Source organism: Pseudomonas sp. AK181, assembly GCF_051122975.1.
GTDB classification, from domain to species: Bacteria; Pseudomonadota; Gammaproteobacteria; order Pseudomonadales; family Pseudomonadaceae; genus Aquipseudomonas; species Aquipseudomonas lactis.
Window position 1 is genome coordinate 3,737,316 of the sequence record NZ_CP146348.1, and the last position, 24,029, is coordinate 3,761,344.

The following is a 24,029-nucleotide window of genomic DNA, read 5'->3' on the forward strand; positions in this document are numbered from 1 at the left end:
GTCAAAGTTCACAGTTGACAAACATAGGTATCCCCTCGCTAAACCACCACATTTCTCACGAAACGTACCGCCGCATCCCCCTCGTTGCGATAAGCATGTGGCTGGTGACTAGGGAACATAAAGAACTCGCCAGCCCCGACAATGTATTCAGTGTCGCCTATGACCAGCGTCAGACTTCCCTCAAATACGAATAGCTGCTCGCTCCAGCCCTCAAGGTCAGGGTCCGGGCAATAGCGATCACCGGGCTCAAGCCGCCATTCCCATAGTTCGACCTCACGCCGTGCCGTGGCCTTGGCCAGCAACACAGCCTTACTACCGGCAATTTCGCCCGCCCAGGCCAGCTCATTGATACGGCTATGATCGCGCACATCCGGCGCCTGAATCAGGTCACTGAACGCCACATCCAACGCTTCGGCGACACGGTCCAGGGTCGACAGGCTGACATTCTTCTCCCCCGCTTCTATCGCCACCAGCATGCGCCGACTGACACCGGATTTTTCCGAGAGCGCGGTCTGGCTCAGGTCGGCGGCATGGCGCAGGCGACGAACGTTCTGGCTGACGTGCTGCAGGACCGAGGCCCGTTGCGGATTTTCTTTGTGCACTATATTGCTCAATAGGTAGGTGTGCGCAGTATACTGCCCAGCGTGCGGCGCATTGTGCGGTCCGTGCTTTCCCCTTGCAAGACCGAGCCGCCATGACTGCCCCGAACTCCCCGTCGCGTTTCAACCGTTTCAGTAAAGCCGAATGCATTCTGGTGGTGATCACCATGATCTGGGGCGGCACCTTTTTGCTGGTTCAGCACGCGATGGCCGTCAGCGGGCCAATGTTCTTTGTCGGCCTGCGCTTCGCGGCGGCGACGATTGTGGTGGGGCTCTTTTCCTTGCGCACCCTGCGCGACCTGACCCTGTTCGAATTGAAGGCCGGGGTGTTTATCGGGGTGGCGATCATGTTCGGCTATGGCTTGCAGACCATTGGCCTGCAAACCATCTTGAGCAGTCAGTCGGCGTTTATCACCGCCTTGTATGTACCCTTCGTGCCGCTGTTGCAGTGGCTGGTATTGGGCCGTCGCCCCGGGTTGATGCCCAGCATCGGCATCATGCTGGCGTTTGCCGGGTTGATGCTGTTGACCGGCCCGGCGGGGGCTTCGTTGAACTTCAGCCCAGGTGAAATCGCCACGCTGATCGGTGCAGTGGCAATAGCGGCCGAGATCATCTTGATCAGTGCATTTGCCGGCCAGGTGGATATTCGTCGGGTGACCGTGGTGCAACTGGCCACCGCTTCGGTGCTGTCGTTCATGATGGTGGTGCCCATGGGCGAGGCGTTGCCGGGCTTTTCCTGGCTGCTGCTGTTCAGTGCAGTGGGCCTGGGCTTGACCAGTGCGGTGATCCAGGTGGCGATGAACTGGGCCCAGCAAAGTGTGTCGCCAACCCGGGCGACGTTGATTTATGCCGGTGAGCCGGTGTGGGCAGGCGTTGTGGGGCGAATCGCCGGGGAGCGGTTCCCACCGATTGCGATGTTGGGGGCGGTGCTGATTGTGGTGGCGGTGATTGTGAGTGAATTGAAGACGAAGGGGCAGAAGGCCGTTGAGTTGGCAGAGGCGTTGGAGGAGGAGCAGCAGGGGTAGCTTGCGATCAACGGTAACCACGATGCGAAGCGAGCCGCTCTTGATCTTGCTCTTGCCCTTGATCTGCTTTTGATCTTAAGCGCCCCGTCAAACCACGCTGGCCGGAATTCGACAGGGATTTGGGGGGTAAACCGGCAGGGATGCCGGTTTAGCCGCCCCGCGCCATGGATGGCGCGTGGCGGCGGCCCCCCAAATCACTGGCGGATTACGGGCACACCGAGCCTAAGCGAGGTGCCGAGTGGTGGGGCAAGAGCCCTTTGGTTACTTTGGGGCTCTTTTCCAAAGTGACCCGCCGTCAGGCGGAACCCTAAGTGGCCGTTACCGCAGCAATGGATATGTACACAATCCAACTGTGTTGACTGCAAGGCCGCTTTCGCGAGCAAGCCCGCTCCCACAGTTGGATCGAGGGGTGTCAGGTAGATAGGCGTAGGCTGGGAGGCCGCCATCGCAGGCAAGCCAACTCCCCCAATTGGATCGTGGGGTGTCAGGGAGATAAGCATCGACTGTCAGGCCGTCACGGGAGCAAGCTCCCTCGCCACAGGTACGGCGTCGCTGCAAATAACTTTGGGCAACACCGGCTCCCACAGAGGTCTGCATTTCAATTCAAGGGCAGGTCCAAACAGTGCCAAATGGGAAGTTTCAGCCTACCTTGTAGGATCCTGCCACATCTTGGCGTTTGGTGATCGTGAAAGCGGCACGTATGATGCATCCCAAACTCCCGCAGATTAGAAGCCTATGTCCCTGATAGTTCTACTGCTTCTGCCTTTTATCGGCAGCTGTCTGGCGGCCTTGCTGCCGCATAACGCACGTAACACCGAATCCCTGTTGGCCGGCCTTGTGGCACTGGTCGGTACTATTCAAGTCGCCCTGCTCTACCCCCAGATCGCCCACGGTGGCGTGATCCGCGAAGAATTCATGTGGTTGCCCAGCCTGGGGCTGAACTTCGTGTTGCGCATGGATGGGTTTGCCTGGCTGTTCTCGATGCTGGTGCTGGGCATCGGCACGCTGGTGTCGCTGTATGCGCGTTATTACATGTCACCGGACGACCCGGTGCCGCGTTTCTTTGCGTTTTTCCTGGCGTTCATGGGCGCCATGCTGGGCCTGGTGATCTCCGGCAACCTGATCCAGATCGTGTTTTTCTGGGAACTGACCAGCCTGTTCTCGTTCCTGCTGATCGGTTATTGGCACCACCGTGCCGATGCGCGCCGTGGTGCGTACATGGCGCTGATGGTCACCGGCGCAGGTGGCTTGTGCCTGTTGGCGGGTGTAATGCTGCTGGGGCATATCGTCGGCAGCTATGACCTGGACCAGGTGCTGGCGGCGGGCGATCAGATTCGCGCGCATTCGCTATACCCGATCATGCTCGCCCTGGTGCTGATCGGCGCCTTGAGCAAAAGCGCGCAATTCCCCTTTCATTTCTGGCTGCCCCACGCCATGGCGGCACCGACGCCGGTTTCGGCTTATCTGCATTCGGCGACGATGGTGAAGGCCGGCGTGTTCCTGCTGGCCCGCCTGTGGCCATCGCTGTCCGGCAGCGAAGAATGGTTCTGGATCGTCGGCGGTGCCGGCGCCCTCACGCTCCTCCTCGGCGCTTACTGCGCTATGTTTCAAAACGATCTCAAAGGCCTGCTGGCCTATTCCACCATCAGCCACCTCGGGCTGATCACCTTGCTGCTGGGCCTTAACAGCCCACTGGCCGCTGTTGCCGCCGTCTTCCACATTCTCAACCACGCCACCTTCAAGGCTTCGCTGTTCATGGCCGCGGGCATCATCGACCACGAAAGCGGCACGCGGGATATCCGCAAGCTCAGTGGGCTGGTGCGCCTGATCCCGTTTACCGCGACTCTGGCGATGGTCGCCAGTGCGTCCATGGCCGGGGTGCCGTTGCTCAATGGTTTCCTGTCCAAAGAGATGTTCTTTGCCGAAACCGTGTTTATCTCGTCGACCCAATGGGTGGAAATCGCCCTGCCGCTGATCGCGACCATCGCCGGTACGTTCAGCGTGGCCTATGCCTTGCGCTTTACCGTGGATGTGTTCTTCGGCCCGCCCGCCACCGATTTGCCGCACACGCCCCACGAGCCGCCGCGCTGGATGCGCGCACCGGTCGAGCTGCTGGTGTTCACCTGCTTGCTGGTGGGGATTTTCCCGGCCCAGGTGGTCGGCTCGATCCTCGCCGCTGCCGCCCTGCCGGTGGTGGGTGGTACGTTGCCGGAATATAGCCTGGCGATCTGGCACGGCTGGAACGCGCCGATGATCATGAGTCTGGTGGCGATGACCGGCGGCGTAGTGCTGTACCTGCTGCTGCGCAAGCAACTCAAGCGTGGCCGCTTCGAATACCCACCGCTGATCGGCTACTTCAACGGCAAGCGCGGTTTCGAGCGCTGCCTGGTGGTGATGATGCGCGGCGTGCGCCGGATCGAGAAACGCATCAGCACCAAGCGCCTGCAAACCCAGTTGTTCCTGTTGGTGCTGCTGGCGGTGATCGGCGCGATGATCCCGATGCTCAACAGTGGCCTCAGTTGGGGCGACCGCCCGAAAATCCCGGGCTCCATCGTCTTCGTCACCCTATGGTTGCTGGCGATTGCCTGCGCACTGGGTGCCGCCTGGCAAGCCAAGTACCACCGGCTGGCGGCCCTGACCATGGTCAGCGTGTGCGGCCTGATGACCTGCGTCACCTTCGTATGGTTCTCGGCACCGGACCTGGCCCTCACCCAACTGGTGGTGGAAGTGGTCACCACCGTGCTGATCCTGCTGGGCCTGCGCTGGCTGCCACGGCGGATCGAAGAAGTCTCGCCACTGCCCAGTTCGCTGCGCAAGGCGCGCATCCGCCGCCTGCGTGACTTGCTGCTGTCCACCGCAGTCGGCGGCGGCATGGCGCTGTTGTCCTACGCGATGCTGACCCGCCAGACGCCCAACGATATCTCCTCGTTCTACTTAAGCCGTGCCCTGCCCGAAGGCGGCGGCAGCAATGTGGTGAATGTGATGCTGGTGGACTTCCGGGGCTTCGACACCCTGGGCGAAATCACCGTACTCGGCGCCGTGGCGTTGACTGTTTACGCCCTGCTGCGCCGCTTCCGTCCGTCCAAGGAAAGCATGGAGTTGCCGCCCCAACAACGCCAACTGGCGCCGGACGTGGCGACCGACCTGGTCAACCCACGCCAGGCCAGCGACACCGCCCTGGGCTTCATGATGGTGCCGGCGGTGCTGGTGCGCCTGCTGCTGCCGATTGCGCTGGTGGTGTCGTTCTACCTGTTCATGCGTGGCCACAATCAACCGGGTGGTGGCTTCGTCGCCGGGCTGGTGATGTCGGTGGCGTTTATCCTGCAATACATGGTCGCCGGTACGCAGTGGGTCGAGGCGCAGATGAGCCTGCGGCCGATGCGCTGGATGGGCTTCGGCCTGCTGTCGGCCACCTTGACCGGGCTGGGTGCGCTGTTGGCCGGGTACCCGTTCCTCACCACACATACCTGGCATTTGGGCCTGCCGCTACTGGGCGACATCCATATCGCCAGTGCGCTGTTCTTTGACGTCGGCGTGTACGCCATGGTCGTGGGCTCGACCCTGTTGATGCTTACCGCCCTCGGCCACCAGTCGGTGCGCGCGCATAAACCGAGCAACCAGCCCAAAGTGGTTGCTGCAACCGAAGGAGCCGCCTGATGGAAGAAGTCATCGCAATAGCCATTGGGGTCCTGGCGGCCTCCGGCGTCTGGTTGATCCTGCGGCCTCGGACATTCCAGGTGGTCATGGGTTTGTGCCTGCTGTCCTACGGCGTCAACCTGTTCATCTTCAGCATGGGCAGCCTGTTTATCGGCAAGGAGCCGATCATCAAGGACGGCGTGCCCCAAGACCTGCTCAACTACACCGACCCACTGCCTCAGGCCCTGGTGCTCACGGCCATCGTCATCAGCTTCGCCATGACCGCATTGTTCCTGGTGGTGCTGCTGGCATCCCGAGGCCTGACCGGCACTGACCATGTGGACGGCCGGGAGCCCAAGGAATGACGTGGATGAATCAACTGATCGTCGCGCCGATCCTGCTGCCGCTGCTCACCGCCGGGCTGATGCTGATGCTGGGCGAGAAACGCCGCCCGCTCAAAGCCCAGATCAATCTGTGCTCCAGCCTCGTCGGCCTGGGCGTTGCCGTGCTGCTGTTGTACTGGACGCAACAAGGCGGCCCCGGCTCCATTGGCGTGTACCTGCCGGGCAACTGGCAGGTGCCGTTCGGCATCGTGCTGGTGGTGGATCAACTGTCGGCGATGATGCTAGTGCTTACCGGGGTGATCGGCGTCAGTGCGCTGCTGTTCGCCATGGCGCGCTGGGACCGTGCGGGCACCAGCTTCCATGCCCTGTTCCAGATCCAGCTGATGGGGCTGTATGGCGCCTTCCTCACCGCCGACCTGTTCAACCTGTTCGTGTTCTTCGAGGTGCTGCTGGCCGCCTCCTACGGCCTGATGCTGCACGGTTCCGGCCGCGCGCGGGTGTCGTCGGGGCTGCATTACATTGCGATCAACCTGCTGGCGTCGTCGCTGTTCCTGATTGGCGCGGCGATGATCTACGGCGTCACCGGTACGCTGAATTTCGCCGACCTGGCGCTGAAGATCCCGCTGGTGCCGGAGGCCGATCGCGGCCTGTTGCATGCCGGTGCGGCGATCCTGGCGACGGCGTTCCTGGCCAAGGCCGGCATGTGGCCGCTGAACTTCTGGCTGGCGCCCGCCTACTCCTCGGCCAGCGCACCGGTGGCGGCGATGTTCGCGATCATGACCAAGGTCGGCGTGTACACCGTGCTGCGCCTGTGGACCCTGCTGTTCTCCGGCCAGGCCGGCGCCTCGGCGCTGTTTGGCGGCGACTGGCTGGTGTACGGCGGCATGGCGACCATCATTTGCGCGGCACTGGCGATGGTGGCGGCGCAGCGCCTGGAGCGCATGGCCAGCCTGAGCATCCTGGTGTCGGCGGGGATCCTGCTGTCAGCGGTCGGGTTCGCCCAGCCGAGCCTGACCGCTGGGGCGTTGTTCTATCTGGTCAGCTCCACCCTGGCACTGAGTGCGCTGTTTTTGCTGGCGGAATTGATCGAGCGTTCGCGCTCGGCCAACGATCTGCCGCTGGATGAAGAGATCGATGCGCTGCCCAAGGCCATGGAATCGCTGCATCCGCGTCCCGGCGTGAACCTGGACGATGAGCAAAAAGCGGTGATCGGCCAGGTCATCCCCTGGACCATGGCCTTTCTCGGCTTGAGCTTTATCGCCTGTGCGCTGCTGATTATCGGCATGCCACCGCTGTCCGGGTTTATCGGCAAGCTCAGCCTGTTGAGCGCGCTGATCAACCCACTGGGCTTGGGCAACGCCGTGGATGAGTCAATCCGCCCAGCGGCCTGGGGCCTGGTGGCGCTGCTGATTCTCTCTGGCCTGGCCTCGCTCATTGCGTTCGCCCGCCTCGGCATCCAGCGCTTCTGGACCCCGGAAGAACGCCCATCACCGCTGCTGCGCCGCTACGAGTGTGTGCCGATCTTTCTGCTGCTGGGGTTGAGCATCGCGCTGACCTTCAAGGCCGAGGCGCTGATGCGCTACACCCAAGCCACCGCCGACAGCCTGAACAACCCGGAACACTACGTGATGGCAGTGCTCGCGACCCGGCCAGTGCCCAGCCCTGAAGCCAAGGCCGCCGCCCTGGAGGTGCAACCATGAAGCGTCTGTTCCCGGCCCCCTGGCTGTCGTTGGCGTTGTGGGTATTGTGGCTGGTGCTGAACCTGTCGATCAGCCCCGGCAACCTGCTGCTGGGCGCACTGCTGGGCTTTCTTGCGCCGCTGATGATGGCGCCGCTGCGCCCGCTGCCGATCCGCATCCGCCGCCCTGGGGTGATCATCCGCCTGTTCTTCCGGGTTGGCCTCGACGTGATCATCTCCAACCTGCACGTGGCCTGGGGCGTACTCAACTGCGGCTCACGCCCACCGCGCTCGCGCTTTATCAAGATCCCCCTGGACCTGCGCGACGCCAACGGCCTGGCCGTGCTGGCGATGATCACCAGCGTGACCCCCGGCACCGTGTGGTCGGAACTGGCCCTGGACCGTAGCATCCTGCTGCTGCACGTCTTCGACCTGGATGACGAGGCCTCGTTTATCCAGCAATTCAAGCACGCCTACGAACGGCCCCTGATGGAGATCTTCGAATGAGCGCCCTGCTCGCCAATGCGATCCTGTTCAGCCTGTTCCTGTTCTCCCTGGCCATGGTGCTGACCCTGGTGCGCCTGTTCAAGGGCCCCTCGGCCCAGGACCGGGTACTGGCGCTGGACTACCTGTACATCCTGGCGATGCTGATGATGCTCACCTTGGGTATCCGCTATGCCAGTGACACTTACTTTGAAGCGGCGCTATTGATCGCGCTGTTCGGCTTCGTCGGTTCGTTCGCCCTGGCCAAATTCCTGCTGCGTGGCGAGGTGATTGAATGATGCCGTTATGGGTTGAGATTATCGTGGCGGCGTTGCTGTTGCTCAGCAGCCTGTTTGCCTTGATCGGCGCGATTGGCTTGCTGCGGATGAAGGCGTTTTTCCAACGCATGCACCCGCCGGCACTGGCCTCGACGTTGGGGGCCTGGAGCGTGGCGCTGGCGTCGATCATCTACTTTTCAACGCTCAAATCCGGGCCGGTGTTGCACGGCTGGTTGATTCCGATTTTGCTCGCGATCACCGTGCCGGTCACCACACTGCTGTTGGCGCGAACGGCCCTGTTCCGCAAACGCATGGCCGGCGATGACGTCCCCGCCGAAGTCAGCAGCCGCCGCTGATTCTTCAGGCGAATGCAGTAAAAATGTGGGAGCTGGCTTGCCTGCGATAGCGGTTTATCAGTCACAGCATCATTGACTGAAATTCCGCTATCGCAGGCAAGCCAGCTCCCACATTTGGTTTGGCGCCAGGCAATCGAGCGGATACGCGCCGCCCATTGCGCCAGCTCAGCATCATCTCGGTACGCGCCACACAGGGAAGCGACCGGTCGATCAGCAAAGCGGTTCTTGGTGGGTAACCATTACCGCAGCTGGCACCTGATCCATCTAGGCATTGACGCCCAGCCAGAAATTTCCGACAGCGTTTTAGGGTTGCCCCTCGGAAGATGCCTGCCTAATCTTCGGCGGTCGCTGCACATTCAGCGACCGGGTTTCGCAGCCTGATTAAACTCTAGGTGACTCCAATATTCTGGGAGCTTCGCCATGATTAAAGACAGTTCGAATCCGCCGTTGGATTCACCCTCGCTTCACGCTTGTGCTCATCGAGCGATTAATCATCATTTGAATCCGTCTTCAACACCTAGGTCAGCTGATGACGGGCAAGGTCTTTTTGCTGTACGTGAAGGATTGGATGCCGAGACATTACTGGTCAATGCTTCGGAGGACCTCGCATCAGTTCATGCACTGGCAAGCCACTTGGCTTTTGAGATCGACGGCAATCCTCGCAGCGTCGCCCTGGGGATTTGTCGGATGCTGGAGGGGATCCAGTTAATGGTGGATAAAACACTAAGCCTCAAAGACCATCCATCTCACATATAAATCTGAAACCGAAGAGCTCGCAAAGTGGGCACGGTAAAAAATGTGGGAGCTGGCTTGCCTGCGATTGCGGCGGGTCAGCCAACATTTTCGGTAACTGACACTCCGCCATCGCAGGCAAGCCAGCTCCCACAGTGGATCGAGTGAAACGTTAAACAGTGTGCAAAAAAACGCCCCGAACCAGTCGGGGCGTTTTTCATTCAGCGTGCAGCTATCAACGGTCAGTCAGCCAACCGCCACGTCGTCCCACCCTTGCCGTCTTCCAACACCACACCCATCGCGGTCAGTTGGTCGCGGATACGGTCGGATTCCGCCCAGTCTTTATTGCTGCGAGCCGCCAGACGCGCCTGGATCAGTGCATCTACCTCAGCGGCATCCACACGTCCTTCAGCGCCCGCTTGCAGGAAGTCATCGGCTTGCATCTGCAACACGCCCAGCACGCTGGCCAGTTCTTTCAGGCGTGCCGCCAGGCCCGCCGCTGCGTCGATATCGGTCTCGCGCAAGCGGTTGATCTCGCGCACCATTTCAAACAGTACGGCGCAGGCTTCCGGGGTGCCGAAGTCGTCGTTCATCACTTCGGTGAAGCGTGCCACGAAGGCTTCGCCGCCAGCAGGCGCCACCGCGGGCAGGCCTTTCAACGCGTGGTAGAAACGCTCCAGGGCACCCTTGGCGTCCTTGAGGTTGTCTTCGGAGTAGTTGATGGCGCTGCGGTAGTGGCTGGACACCAGCAGGTAGCGCACCACTTCCGGGTGGTACTTTTCCAGCACGTCGCGGATGGTGAAGAAGTTGTTCAAGGACTTGGACATCTTCTCGCCATTGATGCGGATCATGCCGCAGTGCATCCAGGCATTGGCGTAAGTCTTGCCAGTGGCAGCTTCGCTCTGGGCGATTTCGTTTTCGTGGTGCGGGAACTCCAGGTCGCTGCCGCCGCCATGAATGTCGAAGGTCTCGCCCAGGCAGCAGGTGGACATTACCGAGCACTCGATGTGCCAACCCGGACGCCCGGCGCCCCAAGGCGACTCCCAGCTCGGCTCGCCCGGCTTGGTGGCTTTCCACAGCACGAAGTCGAGCGGGTCCTGCTTGGCTTCGTCGACTTCGATACGCGCGCCGATGCGCAGGTCTTCGATCTTTTTACGCGACAGCTTGCCGTAGCCCATGAACTTGGCGACGCGGTAGTACACGTCGCCGTTGCCTGGGGCGTAGGCGTAGCCCTTGTCGATCAAGGTCTGGATCATCGCGTGCATGCCCGGGATGTGGTCCGTGGCACGCGGTTCCATGTCCGGCTTGAGGATGTTGAGGCGCGCCTCGTCCTCGTGCATGGCGGCGATCATGCGCTCGGTCAGCGCGTCGAACGACTCGCCGTTCTCGTTGGCACGGTTGATGATCTTGTCGTCGATGTCGGTGATGTTGCGCACGTACGTCAAGTCATAGCCGCTGAAACGCAACCAGCGGGTCACCAGGTCGAAGGCAACCATGCTGCGGCCGTGGCCGATGTGGCAGTAGTCGTACACGGTCATGCCGCACACGTACATGCGCACCTTGTTGCCGTCCAGCGGCTTGAAGACTTCTTTGGTCTTGCTGAGCGTGTTGTAGATCGTTAGCACGATGTTTCCCTTAAATCACTGGCCCCACGAATCTCGCAAGGTCACGGTACGGTTGAATACCGGAGCACCAGGTTTCGAGTCCTTGATATCTGCGCAGAAGTAGCCTTCGCGCTCGAACTGGAAACGGTCTTCCGGCTGTGCGTCGCCAAGCGATGGCTCGGCACGACAACCAGTGAGTACTTGCAGGGAGTCAGGGTTGATGTTGTCGAGGAAACTCGCGCTGTCTTCAGCTTTTTCAGGGTTTGGCGAGCGGAACAGGCGATCGTACAGGCGCACTTCGCACTCGATGCTGGCAGCGGCCGGCACCCAGTGGACCACGCCCTTGACCTTGCGGCCTTCAGGGTTCTTGCCCAGGGTATCCGGGTCGTACGAGCAACGTAGCTCGACGATGTTGCCATCGGCGTCCTTGATCGCTTCGTCAGCACGGATCACGTAGCTGCCGCGCAGGCGCACTTCGCCGTTCGGCTCCAGGCGCTTGTAGCCTTTTGGCGGCTCTTCCATGAAGTCGTCACCGTCGATGTAGATTTCGCGGGCGAACGGCAATTTGCGCACGCCCAGCTCTTCTTTCTGCGGGTGACGCGGCAGTTCGAGGTTCTCGACCTGGCCTTCCGGGTAGTTGGTGATCACGACTTTCAATGGACGCAGCACGCACATGGCGCGCGGGGCGTTGGCATCCAGGTCCTGGCGGATGCTGAATTCCAGCATGCCGAAATCGACCACACCGTCGGAACGGTTGGTGCCGACCATGTCGCAGAAGTTGCGGATCGACGCCGGGGTGTAGCCACGGCGGCGGAAGCCCGACAGCGTGGACATGCGCGGGTCGTCCCAGCCATGCACGTGTTTTTCATCCACCAGTTGCTTGAGCTTGCGCTTGCTGGTGATGGTGTAGTTCAGGTTCAGGCGGCTGAACTCGTACTGACGCGGGTGCGCGGGTACCGGCAGGCTGTCCAGGAACCACTCGTACAGCGGGCGATGGCTCTCGAACTCCAGGGTGCAGATGGAGTGGGTGATGCCTTCAATGGCGTCCGACTGACCGTGGGTGAAGTCGTAGTTGGGGTAGATGCACCACTTGTCACCGGTCTGGTGGTGATGGGCATGGCGGATGCGGTACATGATCGGGTCGCGCAGGTTCATGTTCGGCGAGGCCATGTCGATCTTGGCGCGCAGCACGCGGGCGCCGTCCGGGAATTCGCCGGCGCGCATACGGTTGAACCAGTCCAGGTTCTCTTCCACCGAACGGTCGCGGAACGGGCTGTTCTTGCCTGGCTCGGTCAGCGTGCCACGGTATTCCTTGGCCTGTTCCGGGGTCAGGTCGTCCACGTAGGCCTTGCCGGCCTTGATCAGCTCGACGGCCCAGTCGAACAACTGGTCGAAATACTTGGAGGCATAGCGCACTTCACCGGACCATTCGAAGCCCAGCCACTTGATGTCGCTTTCGATGGCGTCGATGTATTCCTGGTCTTCCTTGGCCGGGTTGGTGTCGTCGAAACGCAGGTGCGTGACGCCACCGAACTCCTGGGCCAGGCCGAAGTTCACACAGATCGACTTGGCGTGGCCGATGTGCAGGTAGCCGTTGGGCTCAGGCGGGAAACGGGTGACGATCTGCGTGTGCTTGCCCGAATCCAGGTCCGCCTGGATGATCGGGCGCAGGAAATTGACCGGGACGGCAGGTCCGGCCTTGGTATTCGAGGTAGGGTCGACAGTGGGCTTGCTCATAGGATCCTTGAACAGACAGGTGCGTGGCCAGGTGGGGCCAGATAAAACAAAGGGCTCATAATAGCCGAAGCAGTCAAGACACATACAGAGCGCGGCCAATTAATTGCCCGGGCGGTAAAAAACCACCTCGAAATTCCCGCAGGGCAGGCTAAACTGCGCGCCTTGGCCGTCGTTTAGCCAGACAGGTAAGGTGCCCAGGCGCCCACACCCACGAATTCCCTGAAAAGAGTAGTGAACATGACTCAAGTCAAACTGACCACCAACCACGGTGACATCGTCATCGAGCTGAACGCCGATAAAGCGCCGATCACCGTCGCCAACTTCATCGAATACGTCAAAGCCGGCCACTACGAAAACACCGTTTTCCACCGTGTCATCGGCAACTTCATGATCCAGGGCGGCGGTTTCGAGCCAGGCATGAAAGAAAAGAAAGACAAGCGTCCAAGCATCCAGAACGAAGCGGACAACGGCCTTTCCAACGACAAGTACACCGTCGCCATGGCCCGTACCATGGAGCCGCATTCGGCCTCCGCGCAGTTCTTCATCAACGTCGCCGACAACGCTTTCCTGAACCACAGCGGCAAGAACGTGCAGGGCTGGGGCTACGCAGTGTTCGGTAAAGTCACCGCAGGCACCGACGTTGTCGACAAGATCAAAGGCGTGTCGACCACCTCCAAGGCCGGTCACCAGGACGTTCCAGCCGAAGACGTGATCGTCGAGAAAGCCGAGATCATCGAAGCGTGATATTGCTGATTTCAGACTTGCATCTGGAAGAGGAACGCCCGGACATCACCCGGGCGTTTCTGGATCTGCTCCACGGCCGCGCCCGTGGCGCCCAGGCGTTGTACATTCTGGGGGACTTCTTCGAAGCCTGGATTGGCGACGATGGCATGACCCCCTTCCAGCGCTCCATCTGCGAGGCTCTGCGCGAGCTGAGCGACAGCGGCACCCCGATTTTCATCATGCACGGCAACCGCGATTTCCTGATCGGCAAGGCATTCTGCAAAGCGGCAGGCGCCACCTTGCTCAAGGACCCGACGGTCGTGCAACTGTATGGCGAACCCGTGCTGTTGATGCACGGCGACAGCCTCTGTACCCGCGACCTCGGCTATATGAAGCTGCGGCGCATTCTGCGTAACCCGGTTGTGCTGTTTATCCTGCGCCACCTGCCCTTGGGCACACGCCACAAACTGGCGCGCAAGCTGCGCAGCGAGAGCAGCGCCCAGGTGCGCATGAAGGCCAATGACATTGTCGATGTCACGCCTGAAGAAGTGCCACGGGTGATGCAGCAGTTTGGCGTGCGCACCCTGGTCCACGGCCATACCCACCGCCCCGCCATCCATAAGTTGCATATCGGCGACCAGGCGGCCAAGCGCATTGTGCTGGGGGACTGGGACAAGCAAGGCTGGGCGTTGCAGGTGGATGAGCAAGGGTTTCAGCTGGCGGCGTTTGACTTCGTCAACCCGCAGTTGGCGCTGCCTGGCGCATAACCTGCGACACAACACCGATCAACCTGTGGGAGCTGGCTTGCCTGCGATGCAGACACCTCGGTGTATCAGATGCACCGAGGTGATGCTATCGCAGGCAAGCCAGCTCCCACACAAGCCAGCTCCCACAGGGACCGCGCTGACCTTATGATCAGTGCCCCGACGCCGCAGGCCCGGCCTTTGCCGTGAACGGCGGCTTGGCCAGCCACACCAGCAACATCAAGCCCATGAACATCCACCCCAGCAACGTGAAGTAATCCACGGTGGACATCATGTACGCCTGGCTGGTGAGAATCTGGTCCAGTTGGGTATAGGCCTTCTGCCCTGCCCCACCCAGCGCCTGCAACGCATCGCGGGTGGTCGAGTCGTAGACGGTCATGTTCTCGCTCATGTAGGCATGGTGCTGGTCGGCCCGGCGGATCCAGATCCAGGTGGTCAGCGAAGCCGCAAAGCTGCCGCCCAAGGTACGCAGGAAGGTCGCCAGCCCAGCGCCGTCAGCAATCTGGTGCGGCGGCAGGTCGGACATCAGGATGCTCAAGGTCGGCATGAAGAACAGCGCCACGCCGATGCCCATGAACAGTTGCACCATGGCGATGTGGGTGAAGTCCACTTCGTTGGTGAAACCGGCGCGCATGAAGCAGCTCAAGCCAATCGCCAGGAACGCCAGGCCCGCCAGCAGGCGCAGGTCGAACTTGTGCGCGTACTTGCCCACGAACGGCGACATCAACACCGGCAAAATCCCGATGGGCGCCACCGCCAGCCCGGCCCAGGTGGCGGTGTAGCCCATCTGGGTTTGCAGCCATTGCGGCAGGATCAGGTTGATGCCGAAAAAGCCCGCATAACCGAGGATCAACACAATGGTGCCGATCCGGAAGTTACGGTGCGCGAACAACCGCAGGTTGACCACCGGGTGCTTGTCGGTCATCTCCCAGATCACGAACACCGCCAGGGCAATCACCGAAATGGCCGCACCAATGATGATGAAGTTGGACTCGAACCAGTCCAGGTCATTGCCCTTGTCGAGGATGATCTGCAAGGCCCCCACACCGACGATCAGGCTCAGCAGCCCAACATAGTCCATCGGCTGATAGCTGGTGACCACCGGGCGTTTCTTCAGCTGCGCACGCACCACCATCACCGCAAAAATCCCGATGGGCACGTTGATGAAAAAGATCCACGGCCAGCTGTAACTGTCGGTGATCCAGCCACCAAGGATGGGACCTGCAATCGGCGCTACCACCGTGACCATCGCCAATAACGCCAAGGCCATGCCGCGCTTGGCGGGTGGATAGACCGCAATCAACAGCGTCTGCGTCATCGGGTACAACGGCCCGGCGACCAAGCCTTGCAGCACGCGAAAGCCGATCAACTCAGGCATCGAGGTGGAGATACCGCACAGGAACGACGCCAGCACAAACAGCAGGGTCGCCCACAAAAACAGCTTCACCTCGCCAAAGCGCCGGCTCAACCAACCGGTGAGCGGCAAGGCGATGGCGTTGCTCACCGCAAACGAAGTGATCACCCAGGTGCCCTGCTCCGAACTCACCCCCAGGTTGCCAGAGATAGTCGGCAACGCCACGTTGGCGATGGTGGTGTCGAGCACCTGCATAAAGGTCGCCAGCGACAGGCCAATAGTGGCCATCAACAGGCTGGGTGGCGTGAACGAGGCGTTATTGCTCATCAGCGTTGCGCAGCCTTGGGAGCGGCGACGCTGTTGTCATGAATCAACTGGTTGATCATGGCATCGGCTTCGGCCAATTGGCGGTCATACACGTTGGTGGTGAACGAGGCTTTTTGCGGCGCCTGTTGCGCCAGCACCGGGCCGCTCTGGTCGTGCAGGTCGACGTTGACCACGGTGCTCAAGCCCACGCGCAGCGGGTGCTTGGCCAGCTCTTCGGCGTTGATGTGGATACGCACCGGTACACGCTGCACGATCTTGATCCAGTTGCCGGTGGCGTTCTGTGCAGGCAGCAAGGCGAACGCGCTGCCGGTGCCGGCGCCGAGGCTGTCGACGGTGCCGCTGTACTTCACGTCGCTGCCGTAGATGTCCGACTCGATATCCACCGGCTGGCCGATGCGCATATCGCGAAGTTGGGTTTCCTTGAAGTTGGCGTCGATCCACAGCTGGTCCAGCGGGATCACCGCCATCAACGCAGTACCCGGCTGCACGCGCTGGCCCAGTTGCACGGTGCGCTTGGCTACATAGCCGGTGACCGGTGCGATCAAGGTGCTGCGCGCATTGGTCAGATAGGCCTGGCGCAGTTGCGCGGCGGCCGCTTGCACATCGGGATGGGACGAAATCACCGTGTCATCCACCAGGGCATTGGTGGTTTTGAGTTGTTGCTCAAGGTTGGTCAAGGCGTTCTTGGCAGCGGTCAGGCTGTCGCGGGCGTGAGACAGTTCTTCCTGGGAAATCGCGCCACCCTGGGCCAAGGTCTTACGGCGGTTGTAGTTGTCCTGGGCGGTTTGCACATCGGCTTTCTGCGCATTGACCTGGGCTTTCATACCATCGACGTTGCTGTACAGGCCGCGTACCTGGCGCACGGTGCGGGCCAGGTTGGCCTGGGCACTTTGCAGGCCGACGGCGGCGTCGTTGGGGTCGAAGTTGATCAGCACCTGGCCTTCGTGCACCAGGTCGCCATCGTCGGCGCCAATGCTGACCACGGTGCCGGTGACCAGCGGGGTGATTTCCACCACGTTGCCGTTCACATAGGCGTCATCGGTGCTTTCATTGAAGCGCCCGTAGAACTCATACCAGGCCCACACGCCCACCACACTCAGGATGACGATCAGCGCCAGGCCGATCAGCATCACTTTGCGTTTGCGCGGGTTGGTGTCTTTGGGTTGTTCGGTTGCGTTGTTGCTGTCGGCAGTGGCCATGACAAATACCTCAAATTATTCCGTGCGTGTAGCTGGGGTGGTCGCGGTCACGCTGTTGGCGTGGTACCCGCCACCCAGGGCCTGCATCAATTGAATCGACAGGTCGATCTGCGCCGCATTCAGGGTGGCCAGCTGACGTTGGGCCTGCAGCAACTGCTGCTCGATGCTGAGCACATCCAGGTAGTTACCGATGCCTGAGCTGTAGCGTTGCACCCCGGTGTCGTAGGACTGCTGAGCGATGTCGGCGGCGTGTTGCTGGGCCTGGATCTGCCGCCCGGTGTCGCGCAGTTGGGACAGGCTGTTGCCGATATCACCCAAGGCTTGCACCAGGGTTTTGTTGTACTGGGCCACGGCCAGGTCGTAGTCGGCGTCGCGGGCATCGAGATCAGCACGCAGACGGCCGCCGTCAAAGATCGGCAGCGAAATCGTCGGCGCAATGTTGAAGAAGCGGCTGGCCGAACCGAACATCGCATCGCCCAGCAACGACTCGGCACCGGCACTCGCGCTCAGGTTGAGGTTGGGGTAGAAGCGGGTCTTGCTGGCATCGATGTTCTTGCTCGCGGCCTCTACGCGCCAGCGTGCGGCAACCAGGTCCGGGCGACGGCCGAGCAGCTCGGCAGGCAACACCGCCGGCACGGCCACGGCGCTGGGCTTGAGCACCGCTGGGCGAGCCAACTCGTCACCACGGTCCGGGCCTTTACCCAGCAACACAGCCAACGCGATCTTGGCGCTTTGCAGCTGTTTTTCCGCGTCAATCAGTTGCGACTGGGAGCTGGCTTCCAGGCTCTCGGTCTGCTGGTACTGGTATTCGCTGTCGATACCGGAACTCAGGCGGCGCTTGCTCAGGTCGAGCATCTGGCGGGTACGCTTGAGGTCATCGACGGCCAGGTCACGCACGATATGGGCCTGGCCCAGGTCGCTGTAGGCCTTGGCCACGTTGGCCGCCAGGGTCAGGCGTGCGGCCTGCTGGTCGACTTCGGCAGCACGGGCCTCGCCCAACGCGGCTTCCCACGCGGCGCGCTGGCCGCCCCAGAGATCGAAGTTGTAGTTGAAGCTGGCGCCGATGTTACGCACCGTCGAATAGGCATCGCCCTGCCCGCGAGGGTCCTGATCCTTGGCCAAGCGCGAACGGCTCACGCCGGCGCTGGCATCCAGGGTCGGCATGCGCGCCGCGTTGGCGGCATAGGCCGCCGCTTCGGCCTGGTGGGCGCGGGCGTCGGCCACTTGCATGTCGGGGCTGTTTTGCAGGGCTTCCTGGATCAGGCCGTCAAGCTGAGGGTCGCCCAGGCTTTTCCACCAGTCAGCGGCCGGCCAGGCGGCGCTCGACAGCGTCACGCCGCTCAGGGATTTGCCGGTGTGCAGGGTATTGGCGTCGAGGCGCTGGCCCTGGGTGCCCAGGCCGCTGTAATTGGCGCAACCGGCCAACGTCATCGCCGCCAGCACCAGGCTGAATGCGCGTGTGTTCATGATCTACCTACCCGCTGGATCGTGATGGGATCACCCGCAGCGATCAGCATTTTCTTCAGGATCCGCTCCAGGGTTTCCAGCTCGCCCGGCTCAAGCACACCGGCCAACTGGTTGAGCGCCTTGGCGCCAATGTTCGGCAGCATGTCTGCCAGGCGTTGGCCCTCAGTGGTCAGCACCAACTGCACCTGGCGCCGATCCAGCTCGGAGCGCTTGCGGCTGAGCAGGTCTTTTTGCTCCAGCCGGTCGAGCATGCGCGTCATCGAGCCGCTGTCCAGGGACAGGTTGCGGCACAGCTCCGCCGGAGTATCGACGCCGAACTGGGCCATTATGATCAACACCTTGAACTGCGCGGCGGTGATGCCGTGGGGCTCCATATGGGTGTCGATGATGCGGTCCTTGAGGATCGCAGCGCGGCCCAGCAACAGGCCGAGGTGGCAGTTGTGGAAGTTGTCAGGGGTGAAGTGAGGCATCGAAAGTCACCTTATTACTGCCTAGGCAGTGAATGTGTGACGAGATGTTACTGCTTAGGCAGCGAATGTCAAATTGAATAATTAGGTTGCTTGGTAGTTGAGGGATGAGCGGTGGGTTCTAAGGATTGCCTGATGGGCAACCGCGCCAGTGCTGCTTAACGTAAGTCGCTTCTTGACTTACTCGTATAGCCACGCTCATGAAGTGTTTAAAATCGCGTTTTGCCGTGCTTTGCTTTATCACCACGTTGACGCTGGGGTACTCGACGCTAGCTCTTGCGGGGAGTTGCGCTGCCATAACCACCGAGATCGATAACCTCAACTTCGGCGCTAGTTTGACAAACGACGCTCTGAACATTCCCGCCGACACGCCTGACGGCACGGTGGTCTATCAAGAAACTGCGCAAGGGATCCATCACACCTGGAAGTGCACAATGGCGTCAATGTATGGCATTCTGCTTAATCCCGCGCTGGGCGCCGTAACCGGCAATGCATCGCTCTTTCCCCTTGGCAAATCAGGACTCTCCTTCCGCATCTGGATGAATGCCATTGGCGGTTATCAATGGAATTTACACCCTATCGCAGCGAACAGCCCGAACTCCAACTACGTATTGAGCGCGGGGGAGATAAGGCTGGAAATCGTCAAGACCGGCCCATTAGCGGAAAACACCAAGATTGCTGCAGGCCACCTGGCCAACTTCCAAGACGACGACCTGATCCTGAAAACCTTCAACCTGACTAACCCAATCGTACTGAACACCGCCTCCTGCCAGACACCCTCCGTCCCCGTCGCCATGGGCGACGATTATCAGCTCCAGGACTTTGACAACGTTGGCGCCACACCCCGTAAGGTGCGCTTCAACATCGGCCTGAACCAGTGCCAGGCCGGCATCAAAAAGGTCACCTATTCGCTCAAGGCCACCACGTCCGTCATCGATGCGGCCAAAGGAATCGTCGCACTCAACAGCAGCTCCACCGCCGCCGGCATCGGCCTGCAATTGCTCAATGACACCGGGCAACCCATCGCACTGGATACCACCTACCCGTTTGACGCCTTCACCACCACCGGCACCAAATTCCAGATTCCCTTGTCGGCGGCTTATTACCGCTTGCCCACCGGCAACCTGAAGGCAGGCAGCGCCAACACCGACGTCACCTTCATTGTGAACTACCTGTAGCAAACTCAGGATCGTCTGATTTCCCCCACACCCGGCCAGCCCTAGAGTGCCGGGATGAGATTAAAGAACTACCTCCACCAGATCAGCCCAGTCCTGTCCAACCCCAACGCCGCACGCCGGCTGTTGCGCGTTTTTGCGCTGGTGCTGCTGGTGGGGATTCTCGGTGGCGTGTACAGCTTCCTGCTGTTTACCTTCAACAATGAAATCTCCCAGCGGCGCAGCTACATGAGCAGCGCCATAGCCGAGGCGCATACCTTTTTCACTACCCGTGAAGCGCTGCTGGAAAGCTTGAGCCTGTCGGCCACGCGCAAGACCGAAATGAACGCGCCGGTATCCGATGAAGAAATCCGCCTGCTGCTGGGGCAAACACCGGGCCAGCAATGGAGCATCTGGCTGACCCAGCGCATGCGTGACTATCTGAAGGCCAAGCAACTCAACCTGCTGTATGTCGGCACCGAGGGCTGTGTACTGCGGTTGTATAGTGCCGCACCGGTCACCACCGTGTTTTCCAAGGCCATGCTCAATCAACTGGCCGCCCTCCAGACGTCAAAAACCCTTCAAGAGTTATGGCTTACCCATGCGTCCAATGGGCATTCGCGGCTGTACATCTTCATTCGCCTGGACGAGCGCGATGTGCACTCCGGCTGGCTCGGCCTGGAAATGGACGACCGCGAAGTCTCCAGCGCCTTGAACGACCACAGTGCCGGCGAGTTCACCATGTTCAACGCCCAGGGCATGGCGCTGTTCAGCAATAGCCACAGCCCCCCGCCCGGACAGAACCTGCGACTGCTGCGGCAACAGGACTTCTTCGGGTTTGTCGGCACCGGCTGGTTGCCCGAACAGTTGGTGTTGCGCAAGCAGTTGAAGTCCTCGGATTGGCAACTCACCTACTCCATTGACTTGATCGCCGTGGTGCGAGCGCTATGGCCGCAACTATTCGGTGCGCTGGCGTTCTGCCTGCTGAGTATCAGCCTGGTGTGCCTGCTGATCCGCCGCCTGGAACACCGCTTCATTACTCCGGCGCTGCATCGTATCCAGGCGCTGGTGGAAAGCGAGCTGTTCAGCCGCGACGTGATCCAGACTGCGCCCGTGGCGCTGTGCGTATTGCGCCGCACCGATGGCCAGGTGGTGCTGGATAACACCCTCGCCCGACAATGGCTGGGCGAGTGCGGCGAGCAATTGGGCCCGGGCTGGATACGCAATGCCTTCGACCCCACGTCGCCCTGCCTCACGGATTACTTCGAGACCGCCGATGGCCGTCACCTGTACTTGAGCTGTGCCCCGACCCGTTACAAAGGTGAGGACGTGTTGTTGTGTGCGTTCAGCGACATCAGTGCGCGCACTCAGATCGAAGCGGCGCTGCAACAGGCGCGCCAATCGGCAGACGCCGCCAACGAAGCCAAGACCCTGTTCCTGGCCACCATGAGCCACGAAATCCGCACGCCGCTCTATGGCGTGCTCGGCACCCTGGAGCTGCTCGGCCGCACGCATCTGGATACCCAGCAGAAAAGCTACTTGCGCGCCATCGAAGGCTCGTCCGCGACCTTGCTGCAGTTGATCTGCGATGTGCTGGACGTGTCGAAGATCGAGGCCGGGCAACTGGCGCTGGAGCTGAGCGAATTCTCTGTGCAGGCCCTGGTGCAGGAGGTGGTGCAGGGCTATGCCGCCGCCGCGCAGAGCAAAGGCTTGCAACTGTACGCCTGCCTCGACCCACAACTGCCGGAGCCGTTGCTGGGGGATGTCAGCCGACTGCGGCAGATCCTCAACAACCTGCTAAGCAATGCCGTCAAGTTCACCGACGCCGGGCGCGTGGTGTTGCGAGTCCAGGTGCTCAGCCGCGAAGGCGAGCGGGTGTGCCTGCAATGGCAGGTCTCGGACACCGGCAAGGGGATTGCCCATCAAGATCAGGCGTTTATTTTCGACCCCTTCTACCAGACCGAGGGCAACAACAACGTGGTCGCCGGTACCGGCCTGGGCCTACCCATTTGCCTGCGCCTGACCCACTTGATGAATGGCACTTTGCGCATGGTCAGCGAGCCGGGCCTGGGCAGTAGTTTTTCCCTGACGGTGCCGCTGGAGCAGCCCTCATCCAGCTTGCCGCCAGCCCTGCCGCAGGCATTGGCGGCGGACGTTGTGTATGTGGTCTCGCCCGTGCTTGAACTGGCGCAAAACCTCAGCGGCTGGCTGCGCCGCTGGGGCGCCCGGCCGCACATCGGCCTGCCGACGAGCCTGGCATTGGAGGCCGATGGCGTATTGCTTGAGCTGTACCCGGATGCGCCGGATTCGCGCCCGCGCCTGGCTTGGCATGGGCCGCGAGTGACCGCGCGCGGGGACGGCGCGCACGAGCCGCAGTTCAGCGGCGACGGCTGGCATGTCAACCTCAACGACCTGAAGGCGATCCAGCAAGCGCTGCGCCATGCCCAAGGTGGCCGGCCCGCCCTGCCCCAACCGGCCTGCGAACCGCACGAGCTGCGCCCGCTGGGGCTGCATATCCTGGTAGCCGAAGACAACGTCATCAACCAACTGATCCTGCGCGACCAGCTCGAAGAGCTGGGGTGCAGCGTGACCCTGACCCGCGACGGTGAGGAAGCCTTGTTACGCTGGCAGGACGGCGGCTTCGACATCGTGCTCACCGACGTCAACATGCCCAGGCTCAACGGCTACGACCTGGCCAAAGCCCTGCGCGAGCTGGGTTGTACAACGCCCATCATCGGCGCCACCGCCAACGCCCTGCGCGGTGAAGAGGCCCTGTGCCTGGCTGCTGGCATGAACCATTGCCTGATCAAACCTTTTACGCTGCGAGCCTTGTTCACCGCCCTGGCTCCCTACGAACGAGCCTCCTATGAAGCCCTGTAGCATTCTGATTGTCGAAGATCACCCCTTCCAGCACCTGTATTTGCAGAACCTGTTCAACACCTTGGGCGAGTTTGACCTGGCGTTTGCCAGAGACGGTGAAGCCGCCCTGGCCTGCCTGAAAAGCCGCGACTTCGACCTGGTGCTGACGGACCTGCTGATGCCCGGCATGGACGGTGTGCAATTTATCCAGAGCCTGGCCGAGCAAACCTCGCGACCAGCACTGGCGATCATGAGTGCGGCGTCGCGCCGTATGCTGATGGGCGCCAGCCTGGTGGCGAGCAACCTGCAAGTGAAGGTCATCGGGCTGATTTCCAAGCCGGTCAATGCCGCCGCCCTGCGCTGCCTGATTGATCAACTGCAGGGGCTGCGCCAGACCCCACTCGCTGAAATCCACCCCGGCATCGACCGCCAGAGCCTGCTCGATGCCTTGGATAACGACGAACTGCAAGCCTGGTTCCAACCCAAGAAGGCCCTGGACAACGGCCGCATCGTCGCCGCCGAAGCCCTGGTGCGCTGGATTCACCCCGACCACGGCACCTTGCTGCCCGGCGCGTTCCTGCCGGCGTTGATTGCCTTCGGCCTCGAAGAACGCCTGTTGTGGCGGGTGCTGGAACAGGCGATGGTGGCTCAGGCCCAGTGGCGCCAACACGGCTATGACATTCCCGTGTCGATCAACCTGCCCACTCACCTGCTCAACAGCCACGACCTGCCCGATCGCATTCTCGCTTTCGTACTGGAACACCAAGGTTTGCCCGCGCGCATCTGCTTTGAGTTGATGGAATGCTCGGTCCCGGATGACATCAGCAATTTCTACGCCGGCGCATGCCGCTTGCGGATCAAGGGCTTCGGCCTGTCTCAGGATGATTTTGGCAAGGGTTACAGCTCGTACATGAACCTGGTGTCGGCGCCCTTCACCGAGTTGAAAATCGACCGGGCGCTGGTGCAGGGCTGCAACGCCAACGAAGAACTGGCCCAGGCGCTGACCAGCATTGTCAGCCTTGGCCGCCAATTGGGGCTGACGGTGGTGGCCGAAGGCGTGGAAACCGCGCAAGAACTTGCACTGTTGCGTAAGATCGACTGCACTCAGGTACAAGGTTTCCTGATTTCCCACGCCGTGTCTTCGGATCAGTTCCAGCAATTGCTGACCCATGACGGGCCGGCGAACGTGTATTGATCCGCGCAAGCGTGTGGCCGAACGTCGCTTGCTATAGAGGTCATCGTG

Annotated in this window: 20 protein-coding genes; 13 read left to right on the forward strand and 7 right to left on the reverse strand. The window is 61.3% G+C overall.

The genetic code is table 11. From position 1 onward, the window contains the following. Positions 1–38 precede the first annotated feature (38 nt). Entirely contained in the window at positions 39–602 is a 564-nt protein-coding gene (locus tag V8689_RS16970) for a helix-turn-helix domain-containing protein (RefSeq protein WP_056787829.1), read from the reverse strand. Positions 603–694: 92 nt separating this feature from the next. Between V8689_RS16970 and V8689_RS16975 the strand changes: the two genes are divergently transcribed. The 8 genes from V8689_RS16975 to V8689_RS17010 all read left to right on the forward strand — a co-directional run bounded on the left by V8689_RS16975 (position 695) and on the right by V8689_RS17010 (position 9,155). Then, positions 695–1,624 carry a DMT family transporter gene (locus tag V8689_RS16975; RefSeq protein ID WP_056787832.1) on the forward strand — a complete coding sequence of 310 codons (930 nt, stop codon included), beginning with the start codon at positions 695–697 and terminating at the stop codon, positions 1,622–1,624. 735 nt (positions 1,625–2,359) lie between these two features. Next, entirely contained in the window at positions 2,360–5,281 is a 2,922-nt protein-coding gene (locus V8689_RS16980) for a monovalent cation/H+ antiporter subunit A (protein WP_056787834.1), read from the forward strand. Beyond that, positions 5,281–5,625, forward strand: a complete 345-nt coding sequence (locus V8689_RS16985) for a Na+/H+ antiporter subunit C (protein ID WP_003192163.1) — start codon at positions 5,281–5,283, stop codon at positions 5,623–5,625. Before V8689_RS16980 ends, V8689_RS16985 begins: the two co-directional genes overlap by 1 nt. Beyond that, on the forward strand, positions 5,622–7,304 hold the full coding sequence (locus V8689_RS16990) for a monovalent cation/H+ antiporter subunit D (RefSeq protein ID WP_056787837.1): 1,683 nt from the start codon (positions 5,622–5,624) through the stop codon (positions 7,302–7,304). The genes V8689_RS16985 and V8689_RS16990 overlap by 4 nt, the downstream gene beginning before the upstream one ends. Next, the gene (locus tag V8689_RS16995; RefSeq protein ID WP_056787842.1) at positions 7,301–7,789 is read left to right on the forward strand and encodes a Na+/H+ antiporter subunit E; all 489 of its coding nucleotides are present in this window, start codon (positions 7,301–7,303) and stop codon (positions 7,787–7,789) included. Before V8689_RS16990 ends, V8689_RS16995 begins: the two co-directional genes overlap by 4 nt. Next, positions 7,786–8,064: a K+/H+ antiporter subunit F gene (locus V8689_RS17000; protein WP_003192168.1), complete on the forward strand. Its 279-nt coding sequence runs from the start codon at positions 7,786–7,788 to the stop codon at positions 8,062–8,064. The genes V8689_RS16995 and V8689_RS17000 overlap by 4 nt, the downstream gene beginning before the upstream one ends. Continuing rightward, positions 8,061–8,399 carry a Na+/H+ antiporter subunit G gene (locus V8689_RS17005; RefSeq protein WP_056787846.1) on the forward strand — a complete coding sequence of 113 codons (339 nt, stop codon included), beginning with the start codon at positions 8,061–8,063 and terminating at the stop codon, positions 8,397–8,399. Before V8689_RS17000 ends, V8689_RS17005 begins: the two co-directional genes overlap by 4 nt. A gap of 420 nt (positions 8,400–8,819) precedes the next feature. Beyond that, positions 8,820–9,155 (forward strand): DUF6124 family protein, encoded by a 336-nt coding sequence (locus tag V8689_RS17010; RefSeq protein ID WP_081089300.1) that lies wholly within the window; start codon positions 8,820–8,822, stop codon positions 9,153–9,155. Between the two features lie 218 nt (positions 9,156–9,373). Here the strand turns inward: V8689_RS17010 and cysS are convergent, their stop codons facing one another. Together cysS and V8689_RS17020 are read right to left on the reverse strand one after the other, a co-directional pair. After that, positions 9,374–10,756 carry a cysteine--tRNA ligase gene (gene cysS / locus V8689_RS17015; protein WP_056787848.1) on the reverse strand — a complete coding sequence of 461 codons (1,383 nt, stop codon included), beginning with the start codon at positions 10,754–10,756 and terminating at the stop codon, positions 9,374–9,376. A 15-nt stretch (positions 10,757–10,771) separates the two neighbouring features. Next, positions 10,772–12,472: a glutamine--tRNA ligase/YqeY domain fusion protein gene (locus V8689_RS17020; RefSeq protein WP_056787852.1), complete on the reverse strand. Its 1,701-nt coding sequence runs from the start codon at positions 12,470–12,472 to the stop codon at positions 10,772–10,774. A gap of 237 nt (positions 12,473–12,709) precedes the next feature. Between V8689_RS17020 and V8689_RS17025 the strand changes: the two genes are divergently transcribed. Continuing rightward, positions 12,710–13,216, forward strand: coding sequence for a peptidylprolyl isomerase (locus V8689_RS17025; RefSeq protein WP_032896616.1), 507 nt, complete (start codon positions 12,710–12,712; stop codon positions 13,214–13,216). Continuing rightward, the gene (gene lpxH, locus V8689_RS17030; protein WP_056787854.1) at positions 13,213–13,962 is read left to right on the forward strand and encodes a UDP-2,3-diacylglucosamine diphosphatase; all 750 of its coding nucleotides are present in this window, start codon (positions 13,213–13,215) and stop codon (positions 13,960–13,962) included. The genes V8689_RS17025 and lpxH overlap by 4 nt, the downstream gene beginning before the upstream one ends. Positions 13,963–14,110: 148 nt before the next feature. Here the strand turns inward: lpxH and V8689_RS17035 are convergent, their stop codons facing one another. Genes V8689_RS17035 through V8689_RS17050 form a run of 4 tightly spaced genes read right to left on the reverse strand, consistent with a single transcriptional unit; the run spans position 14,111 to position 18,776 of the window. Next, on the reverse strand, positions 14,111–15,640 hold the full coding sequence (locus tag V8689_RS17035; protein ID WP_003192178.1) for a DHA2 family efflux MFS transporter permease subunit: 1,530 nt from the start codon (positions 15,638–15,640) through the stop codon (positions 14,111–14,113). Next, positions 15,640–16,839: an efflux RND transporter periplasmic adaptor subunit gene (locus tag V8689_RS17040; protein ID WP_034127907.1), complete on the reverse strand. Its 1,200-nt coding sequence runs from the start codon at positions 16,837–16,839 to the stop codon at positions 15,640–15,642. Before V8689_RS17040 ends, V8689_RS17035 begins: the two co-directional genes overlap by 1 nt. A gap of 15 nt (positions 16,840–16,854) precedes the next feature. Further along, positions 16,855–18,306, reverse strand: a complete 1,452-nt coding sequence (locus V8689_RS17045) for an efflux transporter outer membrane subunit (RefSeq protein WP_056787858.1) — start codon at positions 18,304–18,306, stop codon at positions 16,855–16,857. Then, positions 18,303–18,776, reverse strand: coding sequence for a MarR family winged helix-turn-helix transcriptional regulator (locus tag V8689_RS17050; protein WP_056787861.1), 474 nt, complete (start codon positions 18,774–18,776; stop codon positions 18,303–18,305). Before V8689_RS17050 ends, V8689_RS17045 begins: the two co-directional genes overlap by 4 nt. Positions 18,777–18,973: 197 nt before the next feature. Between V8689_RS17050 and V8689_RS17055 the strand changes: the two genes are divergently transcribed. From V8689_RS17055 to V8689_RS17065, 3 genes are read left to right on the forward strand one after another with little or no spacing between them, the layout of a single operon-like run. Next, positions 18,974–19,951: a fimbrial protein gene (locus tag V8689_RS17055; protein WP_056787864.1), complete on the forward strand. Its 978-nt coding sequence runs from the start codon at positions 18,974–18,976 to the stop codon at positions 19,949–19,951. 54 nt (positions 19,952–20,005) lie between these two features. Continuing rightward, entirely contained in the window at positions 20,006–22,807 is a 2,802-nt protein-coding gene (locus V8689_RS17060) for an ATP-binding protein (RefSeq protein ID WP_056787867.1), read from the forward strand. Beyond that, entirely contained in the window at positions 22,794–23,981 is a 1,188-nt protein-coding gene (locus V8689_RS17065) for an EAL domain-containing response regulator (protein ID WP_056787871.1), read from the forward strand. The genes V8689_RS17060 and V8689_RS17065 overlap by 14 nt, the downstream gene beginning before the upstream one ends. The last annotated feature ends 48 nt before the right edge of the window (positions 23,982–24,029 follow it).